At 69.8% G+C, this 22,672-nt stretch carries 26 protein-coding genes; 18 read left to right on the plus strand and 8 right to left on the minus strand.

From position 1 onward, the window contains the following. The first annotated feature begins 72 nt into the window (after positions 1 to 72). The 4 genes from N5095_RS21570 (at position 73) to N5095_RS21585 (ending at position 3,554) form a co-directional block, all read left to right on the plus strand. Complete coding sequence (locus N5095_RS21570; RefSeq protein WP_267625257.1) at positions 73 to 792, plus strand: YqjF family protein; 720 nt, start codon at positions 73 to 75, stop codon at positions 790 to 792. A 439-nt stretch (positions 793 to 1,231) separates the two neighbouring features. Then, the gene (locus N5095_RS21575) at positions 1,232 to 1,363 is read left to right on the plus strand and encodes a hypothetical protein (protein WP_267625258.1); all 132 of its coding nucleotides are present in this window, start codon (positions 1,232 to 1,234) and stop codon (positions 1,361 to 1,363) included. Next, positions 1,360 to 1,821, plus strand: coding sequence for a PH domain-containing protein (locus tag N5095_RS21580; protein ID WP_267625259.1), 462 nt, complete (start codon positions 1,360 to 1,362; stop codon positions 1,819 to 1,821). Before N5095_RS21575 ends, N5095_RS21580 begins: the two co-directional genes overlap by 4 nt. After that, positions 1,818 to 3,554: a PH domain-containing protein gene (locus tag N5095_RS21585; RefSeq protein WP_267625260.1), complete on the plus strand. Its 1,737-nt coding sequence runs from the start codon at positions 1,818 to 1,820 to the stop codon at positions 3,552 to 3,554. The genes N5095_RS21580 and N5095_RS21585 overlap by 4 nt, the downstream gene beginning before the upstream one ends. Before the next feature lie 12 nt (positions 3,555 to 3,566). Here N5095_RS21585 and N5095_RS21590 read toward each other — a convergent pair whose 3' ends face one another. After that, on the minus strand, positions 3,567 to 3,902 hold the full coding sequence (locus tag N5095_RS21590) for a VOC family protein (RefSeq protein ID WP_267625262.1): 336 nt from the start codon (positions 3,900 to 3,902) through the stop codon (positions 3,567 to 3,569). Positions 3,903 to 3,962: 60 nt separating this feature from the next. Next, complete coding sequence (locus N5095_RS21595; protein WP_267625263.1) at positions 3,963 to 4,628, minus strand: bifunctional 4-hydroxy-2-oxoglutarate aldolase/2-dehydro-3-deoxy-phosphogluconate aldolase; 666 nt, start codon at positions 4,626 to 4,628, stop codon at positions 3,963 to 3,965. Positions 4,629 to 4,851: 223 nt separating this feature from the next. On the opposite strand from N5095_RS21595, the gene N5095_RS21600 reads away from it, so the two are divergent. The 3 genes from N5095_RS21600 to N5095_RS21610 are packed head-to-tail and all read left to right on the plus strand — an operon-like array spanning position 4,852 to position 7,567. Further along, on the plus strand, positions 4,852 to 5,298 hold the full coding sequence (locus N5095_RS21600) for a DUF5788 family protein (protein WP_267625264.1): 447 nt from the start codon (positions 4,852 to 4,854) through the stop codon (positions 5,296 to 5,298). 5 nt (positions 5,299 to 5,303) lie between these two features. Then, complete coding sequence (polX, locus tag N5095_RS21605; RefSeq protein ID WP_267625265.1) at positions 5,304 to 7,052, plus strand: DNA polymerase/3'-5' exonuclease PolX; 1,749 nt, start codon at positions 5,304 to 5,306, stop codon at positions 7,050 to 7,052. Continuing rightward, positions 7,049 to 7,567 (plus strand): Mut7-C RNAse domain-containing protein, encoded by a 519-nt coding sequence (locus N5095_RS21610; protein WP_267625266.1) that lies wholly within the window; start codon positions 7,049 to 7,051, stop codon positions 7,565 to 7,567. Before polX ends, N5095_RS21610 begins: the two co-directional genes overlap by 4 nt. Positions 7,568 to 7,583: 16 nt before the next feature. Here the strand turns inward: N5095_RS21610 and N5095_RS21615 are convergent, their stop codons facing one another. Continuing rightward, positions 7,584 to 8,549, minus strand: coding sequence for a cell division protein CdpA domain-containing protein (locus N5095_RS21615; protein WP_267625267.1), 966 nt, complete (start codon positions 8,547 to 8,549; stop codon positions 7,584 to 7,586). Positions 8,550 to 8,713: 164 nt separating this feature from the next. Between N5095_RS21615 and N5095_RS21620 the strand changes: the two genes are divergently transcribed. After that, positions 8,714 to 9,007, plus strand: coding sequence for a DUF5789 family protein (locus N5095_RS21620; protein WP_267625268.1), 294 nt, complete (start codon positions 8,714 to 8,716; stop codon positions 9,005 to 9,007). A 96-nt stretch (positions 9,008 to 9,103) separates the two neighbouring features. Next, a complete protein-coding gene (locus tag N5095_RS21625) occupies positions 9,104 to 9,559 on the plus strand; it encodes a DUF302 domain-containing protein (protein WP_267625269.1) in 456 nt (151 codons plus the stop codon). 35 nt (positions 9,560 to 9,594) lie between these two features. On the opposite strand, the gene N5095_RS21630 is transcribed toward N5095_RS21625, so the two are convergent. From N5095_RS21630 to N5095_RS21640, 3 genes are all read right to left on the minus strand, one after another. After that, entirely contained in the window at positions 9,595 to 10,548 is a 954-nt protein-coding gene (locus tag N5095_RS21630) for a hypothetical protein (protein WP_267625270.1), read from the minus strand. Positions 10,549 to 10,655: 107 nt separating this feature from the next. Continuing rightward, a complete protein-coding gene (nreA, locus tag N5095_RS21635; protein WP_267625272.1) occupies positions 10,656 to 11,945 on the minus strand; it encodes a DNA repair protein NreA in 1,290 nt (429 codons plus the stop codon). Between the two features lie 322 nt (positions 11,946 to 12,267). Next, complete coding sequence (locus N5095_RS21640; protein ID WP_267625273.1) at positions 12,268 to 13,287, minus strand: transcription initiation factor IIB; 1,020 nt, start codon at positions 13,285 to 13,287, stop codon at positions 12,268 to 12,270. A 148-nt stretch (positions 13,288 to 13,435) separates the two neighbouring features. Here N5095_RS21640 and rnhA point away from each other — a divergent pair, with 148 nt between their 5' ends. Together rnhA and N5095_RS21650 are read left to right on the plus strand one after the other, a co-directional pair. Continuing rightward, complete coding sequence (gene rnhA / locus N5095_RS21645) at positions 13,436 to 14,029, plus strand: ribonuclease HI (protein WP_267625274.1); 594 nt, start codon at positions 13,436 to 13,438, stop codon at positions 14,027 to 14,029. Further along, positions 14,022 to 14,759 (plus strand): DUF7108 domain-containing protein, encoded by a 738-nt coding sequence (locus tag N5095_RS21650; protein ID WP_267625275.1) that lies wholly within the window; start codon positions 14,022 to 14,024, stop codon positions 14,757 to 14,759. Before rnhA ends, N5095_RS21650 begins: the two co-directional genes overlap by 8 nt. A 5-nt stretch (positions 14,760 to 14,764) precedes the next feature. Here the strand turns inward: N5095_RS21650 and N5095_RS21655 are convergent, their stop codons facing one another. Further along, on the minus strand, positions 14,765 to 15,124 hold the full coding sequence (locus N5095_RS21655; protein WP_267625276.1) for a PadR family transcriptional regulator: 360 nt from the start codon (positions 15,122 to 15,124) through the stop codon (positions 14,765 to 14,767). Between the two features lie 377 nt (positions 15,125 to 15,501). Between N5095_RS21655 and N5095_RS21660 the strand changes: the two genes are divergently transcribed. The 6 genes from N5095_RS21660 (at position 15,502) to N5095_RS21685 (ending at position 20,832) form a co-directional block, all read left to right on the plus strand. Then, positions 15,502 to 16,035 carry an inorganic diphosphatase gene (locus N5095_RS21660; RefSeq protein WP_267625277.1) on the plus strand — a complete coding sequence of 178 codons (534 nt, stop codon included), beginning with the start codon at positions 15,502 to 15,504 and terminating at the stop codon, positions 16,033 to 16,035. 449 nt (positions 16,036 to 16,484) lie between these two features. Then, entirely contained in the window at positions 16,485 to 17,390 is a 906-nt protein-coding gene (locus N5095_RS21665; RefSeq protein WP_267625278.1) for a rhomboid family intramembrane serine protease, read from the plus strand. Then, positions 17,391 to 18,209, plus strand: a complete 819-nt coding sequence (locus N5095_RS21670) for an endonuclease V (protein ID WP_267625279.1) — start codon at positions 17,391 to 17,393, stop codon at positions 18,207 to 18,209. A gap of 78 nt (positions 18,210 to 18,287) precedes the next feature. After that, positions 18,288 to 19,130, plus strand: coding sequence for an SDR family oxidoreductase (locus N5095_RS21675; protein WP_267625280.1), 843 nt, complete (start codon positions 18,288 to 18,290; stop codon positions 19,128 to 19,130). A gap of 61 nt (positions 19,131 to 19,191) precedes the next feature. Further along, a complete protein-coding gene (locus N5095_RS21680; RefSeq protein WP_267625281.1) occupies positions 19,192 to 20,547 on the plus strand; it encodes a glycosyltransferase family 2 protein in 1,356 nt (451 codons plus the stop codon). Between the two features lie 57 nt (positions 20,548 to 20,604). Next, positions 20,605 to 20,832, plus strand: a complete 228-nt coding sequence (locus N5095_RS21685; RefSeq protein WP_267625282.1) for a hypothetical protein — start codon at positions 20,605 to 20,607, stop codon at positions 20,830 to 20,832. A gap of 30 nt (positions 20,833 to 20,862) precedes the next feature. Here the strand turns inward: N5095_RS21685 and N5095_RS21690 are convergent, their stop codons facing one another. Then, complete coding sequence (locus N5095_RS21690; protein WP_390203734.1) at positions 20,863 to 22,086, minus strand: ArsA family ATPase; 1,224 nt, start codon at positions 22,084 to 22,086, stop codon at positions 20,863 to 20,865. A 246-nt stretch (positions 22,087 to 22,332) separates the two neighbouring features. On the opposite strand from N5095_RS21690, the gene N5095_RS21695 reads away from it, so the two are divergent. After that, positions 22,333 to 22,608 (plus strand): hypothetical protein, encoded by a 276-nt coding sequence (locus N5095_RS21695; protein WP_267625286.1) that lies wholly within the window; start codon positions 22,333 to 22,335, stop codon positions 22,606 to 22,608. Positions 22,609 to 22,672 lie beyond the last annotated feature (64 nt).

The raw sequence follows: 22,672 nt of genomic DNA on the forward strand, positions 1-22,672 counted from the left end.
CGTGAAGCCCCGAACCCGGCACGCGACTCCGCGGTCGGTAGGCCGAAGGCGGCGCCCTCCGTAGTCGAACCGATGCGCCCGTTGCTCACCATGCGCTGGGAACACCTGCTCTTCCTCCACTGGCCCGTCGACCCCGACCGGGTGGGGGAGACGCTCCCCGAGGGGCTCTCGGTCGCGACCCACGACGGTCGGGCGTGGCTCGGCGTCGTCGCGTTCACGATGCCCGATATTCGTCCCCGAGGGAGCCCCTACGGCCTCTCCTTCCACGAGGTGAACCTCCGGACGTACGTCCGCCCCGAGTCGGGCGGGCCGAAGGGGGTCTACTTCTACAACCTCGACGCGAACGACTGGCTGGGCGTCCTCGGGGCCCGCGCGGCGTTCCGGCTCCCCTACTACCACGCGGAGATGCGCCTCTCTCGGGTGGACGCCGACACGACCGGCGGGAGCGTCGACCACGACCCAACCTTCCGGTTTCTGAGCCGGCGCCGCCACCCGGGGGCCGACCCGGCCCGCGTCGACCTCGTCTTCCGCCCGACCGGCGACCCCGCGCCGGGTGAACCGGGGAGCCTCGACGAGTTCCTCGCCGAGAACTACCGGTTCTACACCGGGTCGCGCCCGTGGTACTGCGAGATACGCCACGACCCGTGGCCGCTCCAGTCGGCGGCCGTCACCGTCCGGGAGAACGGCCTCTTCGAGGCCAACGGGTTCGAGCCGCCGGAAGGCGACCCACTCGTCCACTACACCGCCGCACTCGACGTGCGTGCGGGCCGGCTCCGACGCGTCGACGACTGAGCGGGGAGCAGTCCCGGAAGCGGGCACCGCTCCCCCTCTCCGGAGCACTCCCGAGAGCTGAGGAGGTGGCCGTAACAGTCACCGGTGTTACCCCTCCGCAAATATAATCTGTACGATATCTTTATGACCGAGACGGACGTGGCCTCCACCGATGAGCGTCGACGACTCCCGACCGATGCCGCTCACGATAGAGTTCGACCACGACACCGGCGAAATCCGCATCGAACGGTCCACCCCGTTCGGCACCTACGCCCGAACTGTCGACCGGTAGGCGACGCACCGACGACCGGGTGAGCCGGGACAGGGTGGGGCGGCACGAGGTGGGCCGGAACCCAGTGAGTCGGAGCCCAGCGAGTCGGAACAGGGGTGGCTCGCGACGGGCCGGCGACCCTCACCGATTCCTGTATGTTTTAAGCCACGTCCGCCGGAACGACCGGACATGAACGAACGTCGGGGAGCGACGACGTGGGTCGGGCTCCCGACGAAGCGCGAGGTTCGGCTCGCCGCGGGGTCCGCGACCGCGCGCCGGCCCGAAGTCGGCCGAGGCGTCGGCCGCGGGGCCGAGCGATGAACCGGCTCCACCCACGGGTGCAGGTGCTCTGGGCGGTGCGTGCCGCGCTGCTCGCCGTCGTCCTCGGCGCGATTACGTGGGTCGTGAGCCGCGTCGCACTCGACCTCCCGACGCTGCTCCCCGTCGGCGTGTTCCTCGTCGCGCTCGTCGTCGGTGTCGCCTACGCCGCCGTCAAGTACCGGCTGTGGGGGTACGAGGTGCGCGAGGACTCGCTGTACCTCGAACGCGGCGTGTTCACCCGCGTCCGGACCGTCGTTCCCTTCGTGCGCATCCAGCACGTCGACTCCGCCCGGGGGCCGGCGGAGCGGTTCCTCGGCCTCGCCAGCACTGTCGTCTACACGGCCGGCTCGCGGGGGGCCGACGTGTCGATTCCGGGGTTGACGCCGGACGGCGCCGACAGCCTGCAGGACCGGCTGAAGCGCCTCGCCATCCGCGCGGAGGGCGAGGACGCGGTATGAGCCCCCGGCTCTCCCCGCTGTCGGTGCCGTACCGGGCGGCCCGGAAGGGGGGAAGCCTCCTCTTCACGCTCGTGTTCGCGCTGTTCTCGGGCGCGATGGCGGTCACCAACGACCTGGGCGGGCCGCTGCTCGTCCTCGGACTCGTGGTGCTGCTCGTCCTCGCGCTCGTGGGGTACGAAGTGGCCTACTACCGGCGTTACGAGTACGAGTTGACGGCCGAGTCGCTCGACATCAGTTCCGGCGTGTTCTCCCGGCGGAACCGCGAGATTCCCCTGCGACGGGTGCAGAACGTCGACATCAGTCGCAACGCGCTCCAGCGCGCCCTCTCCATCGCCGCCGTCAACTTCGAGACCGCCGGCGGCTCGACCACCGAGGCGGCCATCCGGTTCGTCTCCTTCGAAGAGGCCAAACGCCTCCAGCGGGAGGTGGCCCGGCTGAAGCGCGGCGAAGAGCCAGGAGCGGGTGAGGCGGGCGAGGAGGACGTCGAGGAGCTGTTCGCCCTCTCGGCGGACGAGCTGGCGCTCGTCGGGCTCCTGTCGTTCGACCTCCGCGGCCCCGGCATCCTGCTCTTTCTCGCCTCCGGGTCGGTGCCGGTGGTGTCGGGGCTGTTCGCCGACGTGGAGGGGCCGCTGCTGGCGCTCGGGGGCGTCGCGGTCCTCCTGCTCATCGTGCTCGTCTCGTGGCTGGCCGGCATCGCGGTCGCCGTCGCCAACTACTACGGGTTCACCCTCTCGCGGGCCGACGACGAACTTCGCTACGAGCGCGGGCTCCTGCGGCGCTACGACGGCTCCATCCCGCTCGACAAGGTCCAGACCGTGACGGTCGAGGACAACCCGCTCAAGCGCCGTTTCGGCTACGCCTCGCTCGCCATCGAGACGGCGGGGTACGGCCCGGGCACCGGTGGCGACCGCGGCTCGGAGTCGGCCGTCCCGCTCGCGAGCGTCGAGCGGGTGCTCCAACTCGCGAACGACGTGGAGCCGTTCGGCGACCCCGCCTTCGAACGCCCGCCCAAGCGGGTTCGCCGACGCTACGCGATGCGGTACCTCATCGCCCTCGCCGCCGTCACGGCGGCCTTCTTCGGCGTCGAGTACGTCCTCGCGGTCGGCTTCCCGTGGTGGATTCCGCTCGTCCTCCTCGCCGTCGTGCCCGTGGCGGCCCACCTCAAGTGGCTCCACCGGGGCTACTGGCTCGGTGCGGACCACGTCGTCACGCGCAACGGGTTCTGGCGCCGGCAGACCAAGGTCGTCCCGTACTACCGTATCCAGACCGTCATCGAGTCGCGGACGCCGTTCCAGTGGCGCTGGGACCTCGCGACCGTCGTCGTCGACACCGCCGGCTCGAACTCGCTCGTGGGCAACGACGCCGCCGCCGTCGACGTAGACGAGTCGACGGCGGCGACGCTCAGAGACGAACTGGACGAACGCCTGCGGGCGTCGCTGGCGACGCGACGCGACCGTCAGCGTGCAGAGGCGACGGAGCGCCGACCGGCCGACGCCGACGAGTCGGTCGGTCGAGCGGCCGACGAGGGAGCCGGTCCAGTGGCCGACGACGACGACGGACGCAATCGCGACCTCGACGGCGACGAAGCGGTCGAAGGGAGCGACCCCGACGCCGACGGCGAAGGCGAGCACGGAACTAGCGACGACAGGAGGAACAAACCGGGCGACGACAGCGAAAACGAAGTCGACGGCGACACCGACGGGGTCGGGTTCGGCGCCGACTCGTCGAACTGAGCACCGGCGCGCTCAGTCCTCGAACACCTGGAACTCCGTCGTTCGGCCGTCCGGGTCCTCGGCGAAGAACTGGTAGATATCGTACGTCTCGTTCCCGTGTGGATCCTCCACGGCCGCGTCGCCGACGCGTTCGTGCATCGCGTCGACCGCCTCGCGGGAGTCGAAGACGAAAGTGAGAATCCCACAGTCGTCGGTGTGGTCGCGGGCACAGAAGCCGAAGCGGAAGCCGTCGTACTCTAAAATCGTGCAGTCGGGCTGTTCGAGCCACACCTCGGCGCCGACGGTCTTGCGGTAGAAGTCGACGACCGCGTCGCGGTTCTCGGTGGCGAAGAAGACGATTCCTGACACGTTGGTGGGTCGGGACGGGCGGTGAAAAAGATGCGCGTAGGGCGCGAGCGCGGTCGGCCGTTACTCGTCCCGGGCGTCGGCGACGACCTGCGAGAACTCGCGGGCGCGCTCGGTGACGGCCTCGAAGTCGCCGGCCTGCACGGCCTCGTCGTCGACGAGGGCGCTCCCGGCGCCGACGCAGACCGCGCCGGCGTCGATGAAGTCGGCGGCGTTGTCGAGGTCGACGCCGCCGGTGGGCATGATGGGAACCTGGCCGAGCGGGCCCTTGATGGCGCTCACGTGCTCCGGGCCGCCGGTCTTTGCCGGGAACACCTTCACGAAGTCGGCGCCGGCCTCGTAGGCGTCGATGGCCTCGGTCGGGGTGAACACGCCCGGCGCGACGGGGACGCCGTAGCGGTTGCAGACGCGGACGACCTCCTCGGAGAAGGTGGGCTGGACGACGAACTCCGCGCCGGCGAGGATGGCCGACCGGGCGGTCGCCTCGTCGAGGACGGTGCCGACGCCGACGACGACGTCGCTCCCGGCGAGCGCGTCGGTCACGTCGTCGAGCATGTCCATGACGCCGGGCGTGTCGGCGGTGAGTTCGATGGCGGTGACGCCGCCTTCGGCGAGCGCCTCGGCGGTGTCGACGACGGTGTCGGCGCCCGCCCCGCGGAGGACGGCGACGACGCCCGAGTCGACTATCTTTCCGATGGTCTCCTGTGTGTCGAGTGTGGGTGCGGTCATCGTGTGTGGCTCCTCGGGGACAGGCCATAAAACGGTCCGTCCCGGTCCTTTTTCGTTCGTGGGTTCGTGTCGAGTGACGACGCCGATTAGCAGACGAGTCGAGCCGTCGGGGGCTTTCGAGGGTCGTCTCGGAAGTCTCGTCCTCCGAGACACCACCGAACTACTCCGCCAACACCGAGAGAGGGCGAAGGAGCAAAGACCGACCCGTACCAACTCGGAGAACGTGAAAGAGTACCAGCGGAAGCAACTGCTCGAGCGCGTCGGTCGGGAGAGCGCGACCGTTGGCGTCGACATCCCCGACGAAATCGAGGTGCAGGGGGAGACCATCGACCTCCGCACGTTCGTCTTCGAAATCAAGCGCCGCGACACGATTCCGGACGGCGAGCGCGAACGCGTCGAGCAGGCGAAGCGCAACCTCCGGCGCGAGCGCACGGAACGGTTGGCGAAAATCGAGGACAACGAGGTGAGCTACGAGGAGGGCGACGAACTCGCCCGGAGCATCATCGGTATCGACCGCGCACTGGACGCCCTGGACCAGCTTCGCCCCGTCGACCTCGAACAGGAGGCCCAGTTACAGGAGGCACAGGACCAGAAGCGCTGGATGAACTTTCTCAAACAGGCGCTCGGTCGGGACGGCGGCAGTAACGCCCGCGGTCGCGGAGGGCGGTGAGAAGCGTGAGCCGCAACGCCGAGGTCGCGACCCTGCTGGAGGAGATGGCCGACCTGCTGGAGGCACAGGACGTCGAGTACAAACCCCGCGCGTATCGCCAGGCCGCGGAGAACATCCGGGACCACCCCGGCGCCGTCGAGGACCTCGCGGCGGCGGGACGGGAGCGCGTCGAGGAGATAGACGCCGTCGGCGAGGCTATCGCGAGCAAGGTCGTCGAGTTCGTCGAGACCGGCGAGATAGCGGAACTCGAGGAACTCCGCGAGGAACTCCCGGTCGACATGGCCGGCCTCACCGCGGTCGAGGGCGTCGGTCCGAAGACCGTCGGCGACCTGTACGAGGCGCTGGGGGTCACGACGCTCGACGAACTGGAAGCGGCGGCCGAGGAGGGTAGAATCCAGGAGGTGAAGGGGTTCGGGGCGAAGACCGAACAGAACATCCTCGAGAACGTCCCCTTCGCCCGGCAGGCGAGGGAACGCGAGTTACTCGGTGAGGCCCGGCCGCTGGCCGACGACGCCCTTGGGTACGTCGGGTCGCTCGATTCGGTCGAGCGGGCGGAGGTCGCCGGCTCTATCCGCCGCTGGAAGGAGACCGTCGGCGACGTGGACGTGCTCGCCGCGAGCGACGACGGCCAGGCGGTCGTCGACGCCTTCGCCGACTGGGAGCGCGCCGACACGGTCATCGAGGCCGGTGCCGAGAAGGCCAGCGTCCGCGCGAGCGGCGTCCGGGTCGACCTCCGGGTCGTCGTCCCCGAGGAGTACGGCTCCGCGCTCCAGCACTTCACCGGGTCGTGGGACCACAACAAGCACCTCCGGAACGTCGCCATCGAGCAGGGGCTCAAAATCAACGAGTACGGTATCTTCGACGTCTCGGACGTCGACGACCCCGAGGCCGGCCAGCGCGTCGGCACGAAGGTCGGCGGGAGCCACGAGGACGAAATCTACGAGGCGCTCGACATGGCCGTCCCCGTCCCCGAGCTGCGGGAGGACCGCGGCGAGATAGACGCCGCCCTCGACGGCGACCTCCCCGACCTGCTCGACGTCGACGACGTCCGGGGGGACCTCCACACCCACACCGACTGGTCCGACGGCAACAACTCCATCGCGGAGATGGTCGAAGGCGCCGCCGCGAGGGGGTACGACTACCACGTCGTCACCGACCACGCGACCGGCCCCGGGATGGTCGGCGGCGTCGGCCTCGACGACGACGAACTGCGCGAGCAGGCCGACGCCGTGGCCGAGGTCGCCGCCGACGCCTCCATCCCGGTGTTCCACGGCGTCGAGACCAACATCGACGCCGAGGGCGGCCTCTCGACGGCGGACGACCTGCTCGACGAACTCGACGTGGTCGTCGCCTCGCCACACGCCGCGCTCGACCAGGACCGCGAGACCGCGACGAGTCGGTTGGTCACGGCCGTCGAGCACCCCGCCGTCGACATCCTCGGACACCCGACGGGGCGCCTGCTCAACCGCCGCCCCGGGCTGGACGTGGATTTCGACCGGGTCGTCGAGGCGGCTGTCGATCACGGGGTCGCCCTCGAACTCAACGCCAACCCCCACCGCCTGGACGTCCGCGACGAGGTCGTCCGCCTCGCCGTCGAGGCCGGCGCGACGGTCGCCATCGACACCGACGCCCACTCGCCGAGCGAGTTCGAGCACGTCAGATACGGGGTGCACACCGCCCGTCGCGGGTGGGCCGAACCGGACGACGTGCTGAACGCGCGGAACGCAGACGGACTCCGCGAGTTCCTCCATTGAGCGGCGTCGAAGGGGCCGAGTCCGACTGCGAGGACCGGCCGCGACTCCTCCTCGACGTGATGCTCGGCAAGCTCGCGACGTACCTCCGGATGTGCGGCTACGACACCGCCTACGCGCTCGACCGGGACGTGGAGGCCGACGACCGGCTGCTCCGGATGGCGGCCGAGGAGGGTCGGACGCTACTCACCCGGAACGTACGCCTCGCCGAGCGCGCAGGCCGGGACGAGGGCGTACCCGGCGCGCTCCTCCTCGAAACCCGCGAGGTGGTCGACCAGCTCGCCGAGCTCCGGGCCGCCGGCTTCGTCCTCGCGCTCGCCAACCCGCCGCGGCGCTGTAGCGTCTGCAACGGTCGCGTCGAGGCGGTCGCGGAGGGGGAGAGTCGCCCGGACTACGCCCCGAACGACGGGTCGGCGTGGCGCTGCCGGAACTGCGGCCAGCTGTTCTGGAAGGGGAGCCACTGGGACGACGTTGCCGCGACGCTCGCGTCGGTGTCCGTCTCGGAAGAGGAGTCGTAGAACGGGGGTCGACCCGTCAGCGACCGTCGCCGCGGCCGCGAGGTGTCCACTGCCGGCAGGCGTCCATATCCTCCATGGTCTCGTCGTGGAGACCGCAGTACGGCTGCATCCCCTGCCCGGTCTTGACGTAGTCGAAGTGCGCACAGGAGCCGCAGTAGGAGTCGCCGGTGGGGTCGGCCCGGGGCTCGTCGTCGCGCATAATCTCGGCGTCCGTCGACGACGAACCTGAGGACGACGGCGTCAACGACCCCGAGGACGACGGCTCCGAGGGCGACTGCGTCGTCGCCGGCCCCCGAGCGTTCGACCCCTGTGGCTCCCGGATGTCGGTGTCGTCGGCGCCGCCGTCGCTGACGGCGCCGCGGTTGGTCTGGGTCTTCACGTCACCGTCGGGAGTGTCGCCGAAAAAGCCGATGCCGCCGAGCCCCGACGCCTTCTCGGCGGGCACCTCGACGTACCGCGTCTCGCCCTGGCGGGTGACCTCCATCGTCACCGTGCCGCCGGGGTCGTTCCGGGTCTTGAAGTTCGCGACGCCGACGAACAGACACCAGAAGGTGGTGATGACGCCGAGGAAGTACGTCCCGACGGTCGGGAGCGTCAGTTCGGTCTGGCCGGCGAGGCAGTTCGACCCCGACCACTGGCAGGGGTAGGCGTGCCAGAACATGGCGACGCCCACCATCGCGATTCCGGCGCCGACGACGGCGGCGGCGCGGGTCCGGCGCCCCGCAGGGAGGATGGTCGAGATGCCGAGCAGGACGGCGGGGATGCCGACGCCGGCGAGGAGTCCGCCGACGTGACGTGCCCACGTGAGCTGCATGACGGCGTTCTGGTTCGGGGGGGCGAACGCCTCCGTCGTACCGACGACGAGTCCCGCGACCGCGAGCAACGTTCCGACCACGAAGAGGGCGACGCCGAGGTAGAGTCGGCGGCTCTCGCCGCCACTACCCCGGTCGCCGCCGGTGTACGCATCCGCGAGACTGGTCATGGGCGCGCCTACGGGAGGGGTACACAAAACGGTACGTCAGACGGCCGCAAGACGTCGTGCCGTCGGTCGATTCTCGTTCCCGCCACTACGGGAGCGGCGTCCGTGGGGCGACACCCCCACGGAACTCCGAAAGGGTTACCCTCCACGGTAGGGAACGTCCGGACATGTCCGACGACGATGCGGAAGAGGAGGAGGAGGCGCCCGCCGTCGAACTCGGCGACCGCGAGCCGGTCGAGGGACAGCCGGTCGCCCGCGTCGCCTCCCGGCTGACGTGGCCACAGGAAGCGAGCCGCGTACTGGAGAAGGAGGGCGACTCGACGGTGAGAACCCCCGACGGTCCGCAGACGCTCGACCAGGTGCTCGACGCCGTCGACGAGACGTACTTCGACTCTCGGCAGACGTTCGTACACGAGGTCCACGCCGTCATCGGCGACGGCCCCGTGCAGACCGAGGAGTAGGCGCTCGACCGTTCCGGCGGCTCACGCCCTCACACACGCCTTCGTGCCACTCCGGCCCCAACACGCTTTTCGCGGTGCCGTGCCCAGTACTCCCGTATGTCGCTCCCAATCGACCCCGCGGCACTCGAGTCCGGAGACATCGGCGAGAAGCGCGCGACCCTCCACATGGACCACGCGGAGGCCATCGAGCACGTTCGCGAGGTCTTCACCGACGCCGGCTTCGGCGTCCCGGTCGAGTTCTCGCCCGCCGACCTACTGAACGAGAAGGTCGACGCCGACCGCGACCCCTACTACGTGCTCGGCGCGTGCAACCCGAACGTCGCCGACGAGGTGCTTACCGTCTCGGAGAACCGGATGGGCGCGCTCTTTCCCTGCAACGTCGTGATTTGGGAGGAGGAACCGGGCGTCCAGACCGTCTACCACGTGAGCATCATGCGCATCGGTCGGCTTGTCGGGGTCGCCCCCGACGACGAGGAGATGGCCGAGATAATCGCGACGACCGGCGAACTGGTGGACGAAGCGTTCGCGAACCTCGACACGGCCGAGCACTGAGGCCGCCGAACGGTCCCGGGGTGCACACGGTGCGTTCACGTCGCGAGCACCGTCATCGACTCCGCGTAGACGACGACGCCGACCGCGACCTCGAACGTAGCGAGCGCGAGCACCGGCGTCAGTACGGACCGCGTGCGCTCGTAGCCGTACGCGCCGACGCCGACGGTCGCGACTCGGAGGAGGTCGTAGCCGGCCCGAGGGAGGTCGACGGCGGCACCCAGCGCGGTGACGAAGCCGAGCAGACCGAGCGCCAGCAGCGGGACGTACATCGGTCTGACGAGGCGCTTCGGCGTCCGTTCGACCCAGGCGCGGTAGCAGAGTCCCGTCCCGAACCAGAGCCCGACCGTCGCGGCGACCCCGAGCGAGAGGGCGAGCATCGGGGGCACTCCCTCGCGGACGATAGTCCGGAAGCCGGCGGCCGGAATCGGCTCCGAGAACCAGACGAGAAGCGGCGTGAGGGCCGCCGCGTGCGAGTGCGGCAGGAGCCTCCGGAGGCGGCCCTGGACGGCGCCGTGGTACAGCAGGCCGTAACCAGCGGCCCCGAAGGCGGCCGACGGGAGCACCGACCCGACCACGAACCCGAGGTCGGCCTCCGGTCCGTATCGCGTCCCGACCATCGAGGCCAGCGACGTGTCGGTCACGACAGTCCCGACGACGGTCGCGACGCAGACGAGCACCGGCGGTGTAACCGCCGCGACGAGGAGCCAGTGCCGGTCTCGGGTCGGCCAGCCCATCGGCAGCCCGACGTCACGAGCGCGGGCGTAGACGACGGCGCCGAGTCCCAGTCCGCCCAGGTGCCAGACTACGGCGCCGAGGAGGAACGGTGAGCCGACACGAGGTGGCAGAGACGCCAGGAGCGGACCGGCGGCGTCCGCGAGAAGCGACGACCAGAACGTCACTCCGGCCACGAACAGGGCCAGGAGGCCGAACACGAACGCTTCCGTATCACGCTCGTGCGGGAGTCGGTCGCGAAGCCGAGTGCCGGCCATGTCACTACAGAAGATATATTAGGTAACTGTCTTTCGGTGGGTGGCAGAGCCGGTGGGGGCGGCGGAACTGACGATGTAACCGGTGCTGGCGGCGCCGGCGGGACGCCTTACGGCCCGAAGTCCGCGAGGTTGGTCTGGAGGCCGGAGACCATCCCCGACTTGCGACGCAGGTCGTTCGTGGAGACCGGGAGGTGTTCGGTCACCCCGCGAACCGCGTCGCCGAAGGTCTCGGCTTCGGCGCCCTCGTCCCCGAAGGCGTTCCGCACCGTCTCGCGGACCTGCCAGACGCCGACCGGGCCCCAGTAGTCGTCGGAGACGTGCCGGAGGACGAGCACCTTCGCTTGTCGACCGATGTCCGAGAGGTGCTCCAACACCCCGAGTCGCGCGGCGTAGTAGGCGCCGGCGGTCTCGTCGACGTACCCCGTCCGACCCTCGTACCCCTCGCGGTCGCTGGACATCCACAATCCGGCCTGCGGGTCGGGGTTCCAGATGCTCCCCGGCGCCTTCATCTCGACGAGTTCGTACTCCCACTGGCCGGGCGCGAGCACGACCCAGAAGGCGTTGCCGAGGTACTCGTTGCGGTACACCTGCACGCTGTCGACGCTCGGTGTGTCGCGAATCGTCCCGCGGAGGAACTGACCGACCGTATCGTCGACGGCGGTGATGGACCACCGCGTCGGGACGAGCCGGCGGTTCTCCCCGCGGCCGAGCGCCCCCGCGGAGAGAATCGAGTTTATCTCGTACACGTCGAAGCCGCGGCGGTAGAGGTAGTTCATCGCGCCCTGGGCCTGCCAGTCGTCGTCCTCCAGGGTCTTCTTCACCGGCCGGGGGACGTGCGGGTTCTCGCCGAGTGCCGCCGACTCAGCGCGGGCGCGCGGGCCGGTCGGCGTGGCGATGTCGTCGTCGGAGACGTCGAAGTCGATTTCGGGCGCGCCGTCGAGGCCGATTTCGACGCTCACCGGTCGGTCGGCGATGGCGACCTCGCGCTGGACGCCGACGAACCCTTCCCAGGCGTCGTGGACCGAGGTCGAGGCGTCCGCGCCGACGCGCCGGACGTCCGTCGCCTGGTTCGAGTTGAGGAGACTGGTCCGGCGCTGGAACACGTCCTCGATGCCGACCCCCTCGTCGTACCAGGCGCCGCTGGTCTCGAAGCGGTCGGCCTGCTCCTCGTGGCCGACCGGCGAGAGGATGCCGGTGGCGACGTTCGGGTAGTTGCCGGAGCCGACGAAGATGGAGGGGGAGACGGAGCCGAAGGTCGAGTCGCCCTGCACGGCCTCGTCGAAGCGGTGCTGGAACCGCTCCAGCTGGTCCATAATCGCGTAGGACTTCTCCTTCGCGAGGCGCCGACGCTCGGCGCGTTCGTTGGCCTCTATGTCGACGTACTCGTCGAGGCGCATCGTCCTTTATACCGGACGGACGGGCAAGAACCTTCGGCTGGTCGTCTCCGGGCGGTCGCGTCCGGCTGTGTCGCACGCTCCGTCGCTGGCGAGCAGGCGACGCTCCTCGGAGCACGGGACGGCGCGTCGCGCACTTCGGGCCTCGCGGCCGACGACCGGGGACCGGCCTCGTTGCGTCCCGTGGCGTGGGTCAGGCCACGTAGGGTCTGGTCCCGCTCTCGCATTTGAACGTCGGGGCGAGACGAACGCGAAGCTAGCCGGCGGTAGTCGGTGACAGAAAACCGGTCGTCGAGTGGAATCGGTTACGTCGCGAACGACGCGCTCAGCCGTGGATGCCCATCGCCTCGATCTGCTCCTGATACCGATTGCGGATGGTGACCTCCGTCACCTGCGCGACTTCGGCGACCTCGCGCTGGGTCTTCTTCTCGTTGCAGAGCAGCGAGGAGGCGTAGATGGCGGCGGCGGCGAAGCCGGTCGGGGACTTCCCCGACAGCAGTCCCTGCTCGGCCGTCGTCTCGATGATGTGCTTGGCCTTGCTCTGGACCTCCTCGCTCAGTTCGAGTTCGGAGGCAAAACGCGGGACGTACTGCTTGGGGTCGACCGGGCGCATCTCCAGGCCGAGCTCCTGGGAGACGTACCTGTAGGTCCGACCGATTTCTTTCCGCTCCACGCGGGAGACCTCCGAAATCTCCTCGAGGCTCCGCGGGATGCCCTCCTTCCGGCAGGCGGCGTACAGACACGCGGTGGCGACCCCCTCGATGGAGCGCCCGCGGATGAGGTCCTCGTCGAGCGCGCGGCGGTAGATGACCGACGCGACCTCCCGCACGGAGCGGGGCACACCGAGCGCGGAGGCCATGCGGTCGACCTCGGAGAGCGCGAACTGGAGGTTGCGCTCGCCGGCGTCCTTCGTGCGGATGCGCTCCTGCCACTTGCGCAGGCGGTGCATCTGCGAGCGCTTCTTCGAGGAGATGGAGCGCCCGTAGGCGTCCTTGTCCTTCCAGTCGATGGTCGTCGTCAGCCCCTTGTCGTGCATCGTCTGGGTCGTCGGCGCGCCGACCCGGGACTTCGACTGGCGCTCGGAGTGGTTGAACGCGCGCCACTCGGGCCCGCGGTCGATGTTCTCCTCCTCGACGACCAGACCGGTCTCCTCGTGGATGAGCTCGCCGTCGGCCGTTCTAGTGAGCTCGTCCGGGTCGAGTTCCTCCGGGTCGAGCGTCTCGGCGTCGGGGTCCTCGGTGGACTCCGTCGACTCCGTCGACGCGCGCGACCCGTCGGTCGTGTCCGCGTCGCGCCACGCTCGCTGCCGCTGGTCCCCGTTCCGCTGGCGAGTGGGCCCTGTCATCGTATTTATGTGGGGCACCCGGCTCACTGATAAAGGCGGTGGCTAATCTCACAGGTTGGCGGCAGGGTTCCCCGGAGACCCCCCGACCCACGAGTCGCCGGCGACCGGAAGCGACCCGTTTTACTGCCGCCGTCACCTCCCCCCCAACGTGCCAACCATCGAGTGCGACCCGGACGACGCGCGCGCTCGTCTCTCCGAGGCGGGCGTCGACATGGAGACCGGGAACACCGACCACGAACGCTGGCGGGCCAGCCGCGGCGACGCCACCGCCGTCGCCTACGAGGGCAAGGTCGTCGTGCAGGGCGCCGAACCGAGCGACCTGACGATGCTCCTTCGCGACGGAGGCGGCCGCGGCCACGTCTACTTCGACGGGGCGTGCCGAGGGAACCCCGGCCCCGCCGCGGTCGGCTGGGCCATCGTCACGAGCGACGGCATCGTCGCCGAGGGCGGCGAGACCGTCGGGCGGACGACGAACAACCAGGCGGAGTACGAGGCGCTCATCCGCGCCCTGGAGGCCGCCCGCGACTACGGGCTGGACGAGGTCGACGTGCGCGGCGACTCACAGCTCATCGTCAAGCAGGTCCGCGGGGAGTGGAACGCGAACGACCCCGAACTCAAGGAGTACCGCGTCCGCGTCCGGAGCCTCCTGGAGGGGTTCGACAGCTGGACACTCGAACACGTCCCTCGGGAGGTGAACGAGCGCGCGGACGAACTGGCGAACGAGGCGCTCGACGATGCCTGAGCCGCCGACCCCCGAGGACGGGAACGACGCGAACGATGCGAGCGACACGCACGACGCGAACGACGGGAGCGAGTCCGCGACAGGCGAGTCGGGCGGGGCGAACGATACGGCCGATTCGAACGACACGCCCGACACGCCCGAGGACCCGCCGTCGTTCCACCCCGCCGCGGAGTCCGAACTTCCCGAGCGGGTCGTCGACGAGGCCGAACGGCTCACCCGGCTCGCCGAGAGCGCGGTCGACGGGAACGAGCGGGAGGCGCATCTCGACCGGCGCGCGACGCTGCTCTCCGAGTTCGACTTCACCGCACGGGTCCGCGACGAGGACGACACGCTCGTGCTCCACCCGGCAGAGTGGGTCGTCGACGGCACGGTCCGGGTCGACCGCATCGACGACACCGGCCGGGCGGTGGAGGTGCCCCTCTCGGGCGCCGGCGACGAGGACGACTACGAACACGTCGAAGCGCACAACGCGGGGCTCGTCCGGGAGGTGGAGGCCGAACACGGCGCGGTCCACGCGGCCAACGCACGCGCGTTCGCGGACTACATGTCGAACCACTACGTGCGTCGGCTGGAGGAAGCCTCCAACGAGGAGGTAGCGGTGTTCCTCAGGGAGTACTACCCGCGTAACGCGTGGCCGTCGACAGAACAAAAATCGGAGGTCGAGGCGTCACTCGCACACCTGTTCGAGGTGGCCGGGACGGACGCGCCCGGAGCCGTCCGCCGCGACTGACCGGTCTACAGGTGAGCGTCGACGAGTTCGCGAACGTCGCCCGCGCGCTCGTCGTCGGTGACGTACTTCGACAGCATCCAGTCGAGACGGTCGAGAACGGCGTCGACGCCCTTCTGCGTCAGTTCGTACTGGTTCGTCCGCTTGTCCAGTTCGCTCTTCTCGACCAGGTCCATCTCGACGAGGTCGTCGAGGTTGGGGTAGAGCCGCCCGTGGTTGACCTCGGTGCCGTAGTAGTCCTCGAGGTTGCGCTTGATGGCGAGCCCGTACATGGGTTCCTCGGCGAGGATGACGAGGATGTTCTGCTGGAACGCGGTAAGATCGCGTGCGATGCCCGAACCGTCGTTGATCGATTGTGCCTCTGACATTGTTTCTTCGTTCGTGTCTGTGGTTGTAAGTCTTCGTGTCCGTTCGCTGCTTCCATCGTGCCCGGACGCGACGGGGTACCCCCCGAGCCGTCCGGCAGACGACGGCTCGGCCGTATCATTCGGCCGATGCGTCGGCGGCCGGGGGAATATCCGCCACGGATGGTGCTTGGATTCGCGAGGGAATATTAGCTGGCAGAGTGAAAGAATCTTTTGGAGACATGCGGAGGGTGTGCCATGTCGACAGTCCTACATTCGGGAGTGTCAACGCGCCGGGACGGACACCGGGTTCGGGGCCGTTCGCCGGTGCTCCCGGCCCGGACGGGCGCCGACGCCATGTCGAAAGGCATTTTCCCTCACTGTTCGACCGAAAGGACGCAATGACGAACCTCTGGGAAGACCTCGAGACCGGCCCGAACGCGCCGGAGGAGATCTACGCTGTCGTCGAGTGTCTGAAGGGCGAGCGCAACAAGTACGAGTACGACAAGGACGTCCCCGGCGTCGTACTGGACCGCGTGCTCCACTCGAACGTCCACTACCCCTCGGACTACGGGTTCATCCCGCAGTCGTACTACGACGACGAGGACCCCTTCGACGTGCTCGTCCTCGTCGAGGACCAGACGTTCCCCGGCTGCATCATCGAGGCCCGCCCCGTCGCGCTCATGAAGATGGACGACGACGGCGAACAGGACGACAAGGTCATCGCCGTCCCCTCCGAGGACCCCCGCTTCGACCACATCGAGGACCTCGAGGACATCCCCCAGCAGACTCAGGACGAGATAGACGAGTTCTTCTCGACCTACAAGAACCTCGAGGAGGGCAAGGAAGTCGAGACGCTCGGGTGGGAGGACAAGCAGGCCGCCCACGACGCCATTGAACACGCACAGGAGCTCTACGAGGAACACTTCGGGTAGTCGGTCGACCGGCTCCGGGCGACTCGGACCGTCCGTCTCGACACGACCACGTCCGACCAGACCCGACTCGACTCGACTCGACTCGACTCCACCTGACCCGACGATATTCTTCACGATTATGGACGCGGGCCGGACGATGAATTATGCGCATGGGTAATCTTTAGTCCGTCCCCGTGCAACGAACGACCGTCATGAGTGCCAAGCGTCCACGGCTCGGCCTGAACCACCTGACGGTCGTCCCGACCAACTTCGAGCGGTCCGACGACGTCGGCGACGCGGGTGGGGACCCGCCGGACTCGGTCGACGACTGAGACCTCGGGCCGACCGGCCGGCGTGGGAACCCGCCGGCGACGACAGTCGCTGGCCACGACCGCCGCCCTCGACGGTCGTCGGGAGACGGGTCGCAGCCGAGCCAAACCCCTTTCACCACGGGGCAGGTAGAAACGCCAATGGCCGAATGTGACGAGTGTGGCAGGTACGAGAACCTGCCGTATCAGTGCCGTCGATGTGGGCAGACCTTCTGTGCGGAACATCGGTTGCCGGAGAACCACGACTGTCCCGGGTTGCAGGAGTGGAACGACCCGAGCGGCGTCTTTGGGACCGGCTCCGACGACGAGACGGGCGGTGCCACGGGACGGGCGAAGGGGACTCTCGACCGGGTGACCGGTACCGGGGGGCCGTTGAGCTACTTCCGCGGCAACATCTCGTACGTCTTCCTCGCGGTGATGGTCGTCACGTTCCTCCTCGAATGGATCGTGCTACTCACGGTCGGGCAAGGGGCCTTCCTCGCCCTGTTCGTCCTGCAGGCCGACCGCCTCGGCTACGTCTGGACGTGGGTCACCTCCGTCTTCTCGCACAGCCCCTCCACCTTCTGGCACCTCGCCGGCAACAGCATCGTGCTGTTCTTCTTCGGGCCGCTCGTGGAGCGGTACGTCGGCTCCCGGAAGTTCGCGGCGCTCTTCCTCGTCAGCGGCGTCCTCGCCGGACTGGCCCACGTGGGCGTCAGTCTCCTCATGGGAGGCAACGCGGCAGTGCTCGGCGCCAGCGGCGCCATCTTCGCGGTCCTCGGCGTCCTCACCGTGCTGAATCCGGGCCTTCGCATCTACCTCTACTTCCTCATCCCGGTGCCGCTGTGGCTGTTCACGCTCGCGTACGCCGGCATCTCGGTGCTGTTCTTCATCGAGCCGTCGGTGGCGGGCGCCGCCGGGCAGGGGAACGTTGCCCACTTCGCCCACCTCATCGGTCTCGTCATCGGCCTCGCCTACGGTCAGCACGTGAAGGGTCGCCGTAGCGTCCCCAACCAACTCCAGTTCGGCGGCGGTGGCGCCGGCGGTCCGGGCCGCGGCCGGTTCTGAATGCGTCCCGCCCGCCCCGACCTCGCGCCCGACCCGGCCCTCTCCCGTGCGGAGATGGAGGCTCTCCAGGACGAGGTGCGCGCCGCCGCCGTCTTCGAGGACGACCTGCCGTTCGACCCGGCGCACGTGTCGGCCTCGGCGTCGCTCACGGCGGCGACGGGGACGGCGTCGGACGAGCAAACCACGCTGGGCGGGGGAGAGAGCGACGCCGCCGACCGCCCGCTCGTCGCCGGCGTCGACCAGGCGTTTCTCGACGAGCGGGCGGTGTCGGCGGTCGTCGTCGCCCGCGGCGACGAGGTGGTCGAGCGCGCACACGCCGTCTCGCCGCTGTCGGTGCCGTACATCCCCGGTCTGCTCTCGTTCCGGGAGGGCGGACCGATTCTCGACGCCTTCGCCGAACTGGACTGCGAACCGGACCTCGCGCTGTTCGACGGGAGCGGTCGTATCCACTACCGGGAGGCCGGACTCGCGACCCACATGGGCGTCGTGCTCGACCTCCCGAGCGTCGGCGTCGCGAAGGGGTTACTCTGTGGCCGTCCCGCCGAGTCGACAGACGGTCGGCCGGCGGGGTGGCGGACGCCGATTCGTGCCGACGGCGACGTGACGGCCCCCGAGGGGACGGTCGTCGGCTACGCCTTCCAGTCGCGACAGTACGAGAACTCGCGGTCCATCAACCCGCTGTACGTCAGCCCCGGTCACCGCGTCGCCGCCGACACCGCGGTCGACCTCGTCGAGCGCCTCGGTGGCGACTACAAGCTCCCGGAGCCGACGCGCCTCGCCGACGCGTACGCCGACGAAGTGAAGCAGGCGGTCGAGTAGCGCACGGCGGCCCGAACCGGGCCGGTTCTCGACCCGCAAGCAACCATTCTTAACACCCCTCCCCCCGACTCGCGGAACGTGCACCCGGACACCGTGCTTATCACCGGCTGTTCGTCGGGTATCGGCCGCGCGACGGCGCGGGCGTTCCTCGACGAGGACTGGACGGTCTACGCGACGGCTCGCAACCCCGCCGACATCGAGACGCTCGGCGACGCCGGCGCGAAGATCGCGACGCTCGACGTGACCGACGACGACGACGTGGAGCGCGTCGTCTCGCGAATCGTCGACGAGGACGGCGGCGTCACGGCGTTGGTCAACAACGCCGGCTACGGCCAGCTCGGCGCCGTCGAGGACGTCCCCGTCGAACAGGTCCACCGCCAGTTCGACGTGAACGTCTACGGCCCCCACCGGCTCACCCGCGCCGTCCTGCCGCACATGCGCGACGCCGGCGAGGGGACCGTCGTCAACCTCTCCAGCCTCGCTGGCCGCGTCTCCTACCCCGGGAGCGGCGTCTACTGCGGCTCGAAGTTCGCCGTCGAAGCCATGACCGACGCGATGCGCGCCGAGGTCGAGGAGTACGGCGTCCACGCCGTCCTCGTCGAACCCGGCCCGGTCGAGACGGGGTTCGCCGAACGCGCCGCCGCGGAGGTCGAGGCCGGCGGCGACGTGCCCGGCGTCGAGCGCTCCGGCGCCTACCCCAAACTGTACGAGATTCTCGAGGACATGACCGCGATGGGCGACGACGGCCCCGGTGCGGTCCCGCCCGAGGCGGTCGCCGAGGAGATCGTCAACGTCGCCAGCATGACGAAGCCACCCGCGCGCGTGCCGGTCGGCCCCGTCGCCGCCTACGGTCAGTACGCACGGTTTCTCCCCGACGGGCTGCGCGACAAGCTATACGGGCTCGCGCGGAAGTTCCTGTAAGTCGAGTCCAGCCACGTAGACGGCCGGTCGACTTTCACGCTCGGCGACCCTCCTCACCGGCGTGGACGTTCTCACGCCCGACGAGACCTCGTTCTCCCGTCGAGCCCTCGGTACCGCCCTCGCGAGCCTCGGTGTCGGCGCCGGAGTGGGGCTGGCGGCCGTGCGGTCGCTGGGCTTCACGCGTCTGGCCGCGCTGGTCCTCCTCGCGTTCGGCGCCGCGTTCGCGGGCCGAACGCTCCTCTCGGTACTGGTCGCGTCGGCCCCTCGACGCCCGCCGACTGCCGACGGGCCCCTACCGACCGTCAGCGTCCTCGTGACCGCGTACAACGAGGCCGACGTGCTCGCGGACACCGTCGACGCCTGTCGGTCGCTCGACTACCCCGACGAGCGTCTGGAGGTGCTCGTGGGGTACGAGTCGGCCTCGACGGACGGAACCGCGGCCCTCGCCCGGTCGCTCGCCGACGACGACCCGCTGGTGCGGGCGGTCGCGCGCGAGGGGGCGCCCGCCGGGAAGGCGGCCGCGACGAACGCCCTCCTCGAGGAGGCGACCGGCGAAGTCGTCGCGAGCCTCGACGCCGACCAGCGGCCCGCGCCCGACGCGCTCCGCCGGGCCGTCAGCTGGCTCGGGGTGGAGAACGTCCAGTGTGTCAAGGGCCGCTGTTTCGGGACGAACTCCGACGCGTCCCTCGTGGCGCTGTGTGCGACCGTCGAGCGCGCGGTCGCCGAGCGCGTCGAGTTCTACGCCCGCGACCGGCTGGGCGGGTTCACCCTCTTCACCGGCGGACAGGCGTTCTTTCGCGCCGACGCGCTCGACCGGCTCGGGTCGTTCGACGAGTCGGTGCTCCTCGAGGACCTCGACATGGCGTACCGCATCGCCCGGGCCGGGGGAGCGGTCAGCGTCGACCCGGGAATCGTGACGCTGGAGGAGAATCCGACGGCGCTCGGAGCGTGGTGGCACCAGCGAAAACGGTGGGCGCGGGGCGGGATGCAGGTGGCGCGTCGGTACCTCGGTCGCGGTCTCCTGTCCGGACCACCGTCCCTGCCGGCCCGCGCGGACTTCGCGGGGACGTTCGGCGCCCTACTCGTCCTGCCGGCGCTGGCGCTCGCGGCTCCCGGCACCGTCGCCGGGCTCTGGCGCTGGGGCGCGACGGCGGTAGCGACGCCCCAGGGGTCGGCGCCGGCGCTCGGCATCCTCGTCGCCACGCTCCTCACACCCATCCTGGCCGTCTACGCGACGTTCGCCCTCGACCGACGACAGGGGTACCACCACGACACGCGGGAGTACGTCGCCCCCTTCCTGCTGTGGCCGTACTTCGCCCTCCAGAGCGCCGCGGTCGTCGCGGCGGCCGTCGAGGAGTTCGTGGCTCGGGCGCCGACCGTCTACGTGACGAGCGCCACCGGCGACTCGGAGGGGTGAGCGCCGGAACCGTCGGTGGGGGTTAGCCTTTTCTCTCCCGCTTCGCTGGTTCGGCGCATGGCAGCACTCGACCGACTCCGGCGCGCGCTGCGGCGATTCCTCAGCCGACGATACGAGCACGCCGTCGTGTACGGTAGTACGGCGGACTCGACCGTGCTCTACGAGGGCGCGGTTCGGGTTCACCTCGACGGATGGGTGGAGTTCGAAAGCGGAGAGTTGCTCTCGCCGAACGCGGTCGACCGTATCGAGGACCGGAGCCTTCCCGACCCCACGCGGTCCGACTGACAGCCGACGACGGCGTCGGTTCCGGGCCGACTACGCCAGACAGGCTGCCACGACCGCCAGCGCCCGCTCACCCTGTACCTCGTCGGCGAGGAGGGGAACCCGTTTCACGTCGCGTCCGCGGAAGAGGTCGGTCGCGCGGCCGAGCGCGTTCTGCTGGACCTTCCAGCGGCGCTGGCAGAACTCGCAGTCCTCCAGACTGGGCGAGACCACCCAGTCCTCGAACGCCTCGGACGCCTCGACGTCGGCGACCTCGCGCAGGTCCTCCATCACTCGGTTGACGACCAGCGTCTGGACCGGGATGCCGAACTCCCCGAGTCTGGAGACGAGCCGTTCAGACTCGACGACGCTCATCTCCTCGGGCACCATCACGACGCGGAAGTCCGTGCGCTCGGGGTCCTGCAGCACCCGCCGGAGGCGCTCGATGCGCTCCTGCAGTTCGTCGAGGCCGGGGGCGTCCGTGGGGTCCGCACCCGCACCGAACATCCCCTTCATCCCGTCCATCATCCCGGAGAACCGTTCGCGGAGCTTCGCGATTCGACCGACCATCGAGTCGAGCATCTCGGGGAGTTGGAGCAGGCGCAGGGTGTGGCCCGTCGGCGCGGTGTCGACGACGACCCGGTCGAAGCGGGGGTCGTCGAGGTACTCGAGCAGTTGGCGCATCGCGGCCGCCTCGTCGGCGCCGGGCATCGCCCCGCCGCCGGTGCCCATCCCGGGCCCCGGCACGTCGTCGTCGCCGAAGGGGTCGAACCCCTCCCCGTCGTCGGCGCCGCCCATACCGGGCATCCCGGCCATACCGCCCATGCCACCCATACCGCCGAGTCCGCCGAGGGGTCCCTCCCCGTCGCCGCCCTGACCGAACATGCCCTCCTCGCCGGCCGCCTCGGGGTCGATTTCGGCGGCGTACAGCGGCACGTCGTCCCGGATTCGCGTCGGCTCCGGCGGCACGTCGACGCCGAGCGTGTCCGAGAGGGAGTGGGCCGGGTCGGTCGAGACGACGAGCGTCGGGGCGTCGCCGCGGGCGGAGGCGAGCGCCGTCGCCGCCGCCATCGTCGTCTTGCCGACGCCGCCCTTCCCGCCGTAGAGGACGTAGTCGGGGGCGTCGACCCCCTCGGGCGTCGCGTCGTCGGTCGCCTCCACCGGGATGTCGGCGGGCCCTTCGCTCGGGTCCGACGAACCGCCCCCGTGCTCGCCGCCGTGGTCCACGGTGTCGTCGCCGCCGGCGTCGTCGACGGCCTCGACGTCGATGTTCGTCATGGTCGGGTGGTCGCCGTGCGGACTTGTGTACTTCTCGGTCTCGCTCTCCGGCATCCGGGTCCTCCGAAGGCGTCCTTCGCACCCGGGTGCCGGAGCGGCGGCCCCGTCGGGAACGCCGGGCGCCCTCGAACCGCCGACGGACCCGGGGCGGGCCTCGCCGGTGTGCGTGACACTCGCGGCCGAGGTCCAGGTATTTACAGGCCCAGCGAATACGGGTTCGTCGCGAGCGAACTCCAACGAGCGAACGTGCAGACGGGTTCGGCCGACGACGGCGACCAGTTCGGAACCGACCAGCGACGGCTCCGGTGGGTCGGCCGGCTCCGGAGGCACACGAAGCGCCTCGTCGCGGGGCTCCTGACCCTCGCCGTCGTGGGGAGCGGGCTCGCGCTGGCGGGCTTTCTGTTCTTCACGTACACGGAGCCGGTGCTGTTCGCCCTGCTGGTCGGCGTGGTGCTCGCGGCCGCCTACGGGGTCGGAACGGCGGTCGAAGGGGTAGGGGTCCTGAACAGGGAGGAGCCTTGACATCCCTGAACCGCCGACCGCCGGCACGCGTATCCCGGAGGCGACCGTTCCGCCCGAGCACGTC

This window comes from Halobium salinum, from assembly GCF_026586625.1.
GTDB classification, from domain to species: Archaea; Halobacteriota; Halobacteria; order Halobacteriales; family Haloferacaceae; genus Halobium; species Halobium salinum.

Excerpts from the sequence above, each read along its gene's own strand:
- N5095_RS21570 (WP_267625257.1), top strand. The coding sequence starts at position 73 with ATGCGCCCGTTGCTCACCATGCGCTGGGAACACCTGCTCTTCCTCCAC.
- N5095_RS21575 (WP_267625258.1), top strand. The coding sequence starts at position 1,232 with ATGAACGAACGTCGGGGAGCGACGACGTGGGTCGGGCTCCCGACGAAG.
- N5095_RS21580 (WP_267625259.1), top strand. The coding sequence starts at position 1,360 with ATGAACCGGCTCCACCCACGGGTGCAGGTGCTCTGGGCGGTGCGTGCC.
- N5095_RS21585 (WP_267625260.1), top strand. The coding sequence starts at position 1,818 with ATGAGCCCCCGGCTCTCCCCGCTGTCGGTGCCGTACCGGGCGGCCCGG.
- N5095_RS21595 (WP_267625263.1), bottom strand. The coding sequence starts at position 4,628 with ATGACCGCACCCACACTCGACACACAGGAGACCATCGGAAAGATAGTC.
- N5095_RS21615 (WP_267625267.1), bottom strand. The coding sequence starts at position 8,549 with ATGACCAGTCTCGCGGATGCGTACACCGGCGGCGACCGGGGTAGTGGC.
- N5095_RS21620 (WP_267625268.1), top strand. The coding sequence starts at position 8,714 with ATGTCCGACGACGATGCGGAAGAGGAGGAGGAGGCGCCCGCCGTCGAA.
- N5095_RS21625 (WP_267625269.1), top strand. The coding sequence starts at position 9,104 with ATGTCGCTCCCAATCGACCCCGCGGCACTCGAGTCCGGAGACATCGGC.
- N5095_RS21630 (WP_267625270.1), bottom strand. The coding sequence starts at position 10,548 with ATGGCCGGCACTCGGCTTCGCGACCGACTCCCGCACGAGCGTGATACG.
- nreA (WP_267625272.1), bottom strand. The coding sequence starts at position 11,945 with ATGCGCCTCGACGAGTACGTCGACATAGAGGCCAACGAACGCGCCGAG.
- N5095_RS21640 (WP_267625273.1), bottom strand. The coding sequence starts at position 13,287 with ATGACAGGGCCCACTCGCCAGCGGAACGGGGACCAGCGGCAGCGAGCG.
- N5095_RS21650 (WP_267625275.1), top strand. The coding sequence starts at position 14,022 with ATGCCTGAGCCGCCGACCCCCGAGGACGGGAACGACGCGAACGATGCG.
- N5095_RS21655 (WP_267625276.1), bottom strand. The coding sequence starts at position 15,124 with ATGTCAGAGGCACAATCGATCAACGACGGTTCGGGCATCGCACGCGAT.
- N5095_RS21660 (WP_267625277.1), top strand. The coding sequence starts at position 15,502 with ATGACGAACCTCTGGGAAGACCTCGAGACCGGCCCGAACGCGCCGGAG.
- N5095_RS21665 (WP_267625278.1), top strand. The coding sequence starts at position 16,485 with ATGGCCGAATGTGACGAGTGTGGCAGGTACGAGAACCTGCCGTATCAG.
- N5095_RS21670 (WP_267625279.1), top strand. The coding sequence starts at position 17,391 with ATGCGTCCCGCCCGCCCCGACCTCGCGCCCGACCCGGCCCTCTCCCGT.
- N5095_RS21685 (WP_267625282.1), top strand. The coding sequence starts at position 20,605 with ATGGCAGCACTCGACCGACTCCGGCGCGCGCTGCGGCGATTCCTCAGC.
- N5095_RS21690 (WP_390203734.1), bottom strand. The coding sequence starts at position 22,086 with ATGACGAACATCGACGTCGAGGCCGTCGACGACGCCGGCGGCGACGAC.